We start from the raw sequence: 4,126 nt of genomic DNA on the forward strand, positions 1-4,126 counted from the left end.
GTGAGCCGTCGGGCGGGTGGCGTGGGGCGTCGGGTGGGTGGCGTGGGGCGGGGGTTCGGAACGCGGGTTAAAGTTCCAGGTCGCGTTCGGACAGGAGGGTGGGGAGGTCTTCGGGGGCGCGCAGGACCGCCTCCACCAGGAAGCGGGACTCCCAGCGGCCGGTGGACCAGGCCAGCGCTCGGGCCAGGCCCTCGGCGCCGCCCGCGTGCAGGTCCTCCTCGCCCGCCCACCACGTGACCGGGCGGCCGTCCACGACCAGTTCGTCGTGTGCCAGGTAGGTGGTCGGGGCGCCCGGGAGGATCGCGTGGACCGCGGGCGGGACGTCGCGGGGCTCGCCCGCCGACTCGACCTTGCCCGCCACCTCCTCGCTGGCCAGCGGGAGGTCGAGCAGGTCCGCCAGGCGTTCGGCCCGGTCGTGGGCCGCGATCACCAGGGGCTGGCCGGGCAGCAGCGGGAGCAGGTCGGGGCGGTCCAGGACCAGGGCGTCGGCCGCCTCGGCCGTCTCGACCGCGCCGTCCACGACCGCGCGGACGCGTTCGGGCGGGTCCACGGGGGTCTCGTGGTCGGCCAGCGCCGTCCACAGGGCCACCAGCTGCGCGCGGCTCACGGGGCGGTCCGGGTCCGCCAGGCGGTCCAGCAGCTCCGCTGCGCCCTCCGGGGTGGACAGCAGGTCGTCCAGCGTCGTGCGGACGCCCAGCGCCAGCAGGAACCGCTCGTCCAGGCCCTCGGGGGCCGGGTCGTACAGGCCCGCCAGGGTCGCGTCGCCGGGCAGGCGGAACTCCCCGGGGCGGCGGCCCTCCAGGACCGGGTGCCGCCGCAGCCACCACGCCGTGTAGGACGGGACCGCCATGCGGCGGCCGTCGAACAGGGCGACGTGGGCCGGGTCGGCGACCGCCGCGCGCAGCGGCGGCCGGGACAGCAGGCGCAGCGCCGCCGCCCAGTCCTCCACCAGCTCCAGGTCCCGGACCGCCGCGAACTCCGGGAGCAGGGGCGGAAGCTCCTGCATCCCCAGCCGGTCCAGGGTCTCCTCGGCCCACCGCTCCTCGGCGTCCAGGTGGAACGTCTCCGCCTGGTCCGCCAGGCCCGTCAGGTTCACGTCCTCGGCCCTCGCCAGGGCGAAGCCGTCCAGGACCCCGGCGGCCACCAGCGCGTCGCGGCCGTGGCGTTCCAGGACGCCGGCGTCCACCGTCCCGAACGGCGCGTCCTCCGCCATCACGTCGTGCAGCGGGCTGTCGGGGAGCAGCAGCTCCCCGGCGGCGTACAGCTCGCCGTCCTCGCCCGGCAGCGCCAGCTCCGACAGCCACGGCTCGTCGCCGGGGTCCAGGTGCGCCGCGGCGACCAGGCCCAGCACCGCGTCCGCGACCGCCTCGGGGTCGTCGGCGTCGAACGCGTCCTCCACCGCGGCGCGCACGGCCGGGTCCGCCAGCACCGTGCGCGGGCCCGCCTCGATCGTCCCCAGCCGGAACAGCAGCGGGTGGACGGCCTCGGGGTCGACGAAGCGCAGCCCCAGCACGTCCAGCCCGGAGGGGTCGACGCCGTCGGCCGCCACCAGCAGCCCGCGCGGTCCCCGCACCACGCGCCCGTCGGCGAGCGGCACCGGCATCGCGCCGAGCCCGTCGGTCGACGCCCCGCTCAGCGACTCGTACAGCCCGTGCCACCAGGCCGGCGCGCGGTCCAGCCCGGCCAGCGCGTCCACGACGTCGGCCAGCTCCATGCGCCGCACCCCGAGCGCCGCCAGCGCCGCGTGCCGCGCCGGCCACGCGGCGGGCAGCAGGCCCGGGACCACCGGCTCGCCGTCCCCGCGCCCGGCCAGCAGCTCGACGAACGCGGCCGGCCCGTCGATCGCGACCGTGTCGCGTCCCCGCGCGAACGCGTCCTCGCCGAGCGGCAGCAGCGGCGTCTCGGGAAGGCGCGCCAGGATCGCCCGCCGCAGCGCGGCGTCGAGCTCGCCCGCCCCCACCGTGCCCGGCACCAGGTCCAGCAGCGCCGGGGTCGGCGGGACCGCGCGCAGCAGCTCCACGTACGCGTCGGCGGCGCGCTCCACCAGGTGGTCGGTGAGGGGGCCGGGCGCGACATGGCGCCGGTCGGGGGCCAGCGGGAACGTCGCGATCAGCAGGGCGGGCAGGTCGAGCCGCTCGTCGCTCGGCGTCGGGGCGTGCAGGACCGCCGGGACGCCCCGCGGCAGCCCGTTCGGCGGCAGCGCCCACCGCACCTGCCAGAACGGCCGCGTCCGCTCCTCGGTGGGCCGGCCGGCCAGCAGTTCGGCGGGGATCGTCCCGTGCGCCTCCACCGTGGTCCAGGAGGCGACCTCGTCGGCGGTGACCGCCCGGACCGCGTCACCGACCGACACCTCGACCTCGGCCAGCGCGGGCAGCGCCAGCATCAGCGCCACCCCGACCTGCTCCAGCTGGGCCCGCACCGACGCCTCGGCCGCCGGGTCGCGCAGCGGCAGCCGCACCACCGTCGTGTAGCCCTCGGGGATCTCCACGGGCGTGGACGGGGGGAACGGCAGCCGCAGCAGCGGCACCTGCCCCGCGCGCCGCGCCAGCTCCTCCGCCAGCGACGGCAGCGCCCCGACCTCGGCGCGGGCGCGGTCGGCCGACCACTCGACCCCGCCGGTCCGGGAGGTGATCGACGGGGCGTCGCTGACGGCGACCACCGCCGCGAACCCCACGCCGAACCGGCCCACCGCGGCGATCTCGTCGCGTTTGGCCGACGCCCGCAGCGTCGACAGCGCCTCCACCCCGGCGGCGTCCAGCGGCGCCCCGGTGTTCGCCGCCGTCAGCACGCCGCCGTCCAGCGACAACCGCAGCCGCCCCGGGACCCCCGCCCGCGCGGCGGCGTCGGCGGCGTTCTGCGCCAGCTCGACCACCACGCGGTCGCGGTAGCCGCCGAGGGCGTGGTCCTCCTCGGTGTTGGCGTCCTCCCGGAACCGCGCCGGGGACTCCGCCCACGCGCGCAGCACCCGGGAGCGCAGGGCCCCGGTGCCGAAGACGTCGGTCACGAGTGCCCGAGGGCCTCTTCGGCCTCGATCTCGGCGTCGTCGGCGACGATCACCTCGTAGCCGAGCTCGTCGATGACCGGCGGGCCGTGCTCGGAGGCGGCCGGGATCTCGACGGCCTCCGAGTGCGCGCCGCAGCCGTGGTCGGCCGACACCACGCGGCCGTCGTCGGGGGCGTACTCGTTGGCGCACGCGCCGAAGATCTGCCGCAGCTCACCGGCCAGCGGAACGAAGAACCCGCAGGTGGAGCACTGGGCGGGCGCGGACATCGCGATGGAGGCGCGCGGTCCGGACGGACCCTCGTACCAGCGGGCGGCGGCCTCGTCGCGGCCCTCGGCCGACAGCACGCGGGCGCGGCCGAGACCCAGCTCCCACTGCGCCTGCGCGTCGACGGCGTCGCTGACCTGGCTGAGGCCGGGCGCGAGCCGGGGATCGTCGGGGGCGGTGGGCAGCAGGTCGCCGGGGCCGAGGTCGCCGGGGCGCAGCCGCTCCAGCCAGGGCACCCACGGCGGGGCCAGCAGGGCGTCGTCGCCGGGCAGCAGCACGGTCTCGTCGACGGTGACGTTCCTGGCGCGGGCGGCGCGCGCGACGGTCACGGCCCAGCGCCACCCGTGGTAGGCGGGGTCGAGCGCCTCGAAGAAGTGGGTGACCACCCGGTCGGCCTCGGCGACCAGACCCAGGTGCTCGCCGACCTTGCCCGGCCAGGCCGTCTCCTCCGCGGCCTCCCGGGCCAGGTCGACGGCCTCGGCGCAGGCCGGGTCGACGGCGGGCGTGCGGGTGCGGCGGGCGCTCCCCGTGGCGGTGCGCCCGGCGGTGCTGCGGGTTGAACGCGCGGGACTGGACTGACGGAGTGGGCTCACATGTCAATTCTCGCCCATGGAACGGCGTGACCGCGCACACGCTCCCCCACTGCGGGTCCGCGACGGGCCCCGGCGGGCGGGAACGGGCCGGTCGGGGCGGTTCGCGCGTTCCGACGGCGTGGCGGGGAACGTAGGCTCGCGAACGGCGGACCTTCGCGCGAGGAGCTTCCGGCATGGCGAACCGTGTGACGACGTTCCTGCGCACCGGCGCGGGCGGGACCCGGCGCGGCCTCGGGCGGGCCGCGGGGGCGGCGCGGGGCGCGGG

The 4,126-nt window shown here is 78.1% G+C and carries 2 protein-coding genes; both read right to left on the reverse strand.

Features of this window, described 5'->3' with window-relative positions:
• Nucleotides 1-67: 67 nt before the first annotated feature.
• Entirely contained in the window at nt 68-3,004 is a 2,937-nt protein-coding gene (locus AKI01S_RS44155) for a sacsin N-terminal ATP-binding-like domain-containing protein (RefSeq protein WP_067832067.1), read from the reverse strand.
• A complete protein-coding gene (locus tag AKI01S_RS44160) occupies nt 3,001-3,735 on the reverse strand; it encodes a DUF3027 domain-containing protein (protein WP_067832070.1) in 735 nt (244 codons plus the stop codon). Before AKI01S_RS44160 ends, AKI01S_RS44155 begins: the two co-directional genes overlap by 4 nt.
• Nucleotides 3,736-4,126: the final 391 nt, after the last annotated feature.

This window comes from Actinomadura kijaniata NBRC 14229 (genome assembly GCF_001552175.1).
Classification (GTDB): domain Bacteria; phylum Actinomycetota; class Actinomycetes; order Streptosporangiales; family Streptosporangiaceae; genus Spirillospora; species Spirillospora kijaniata.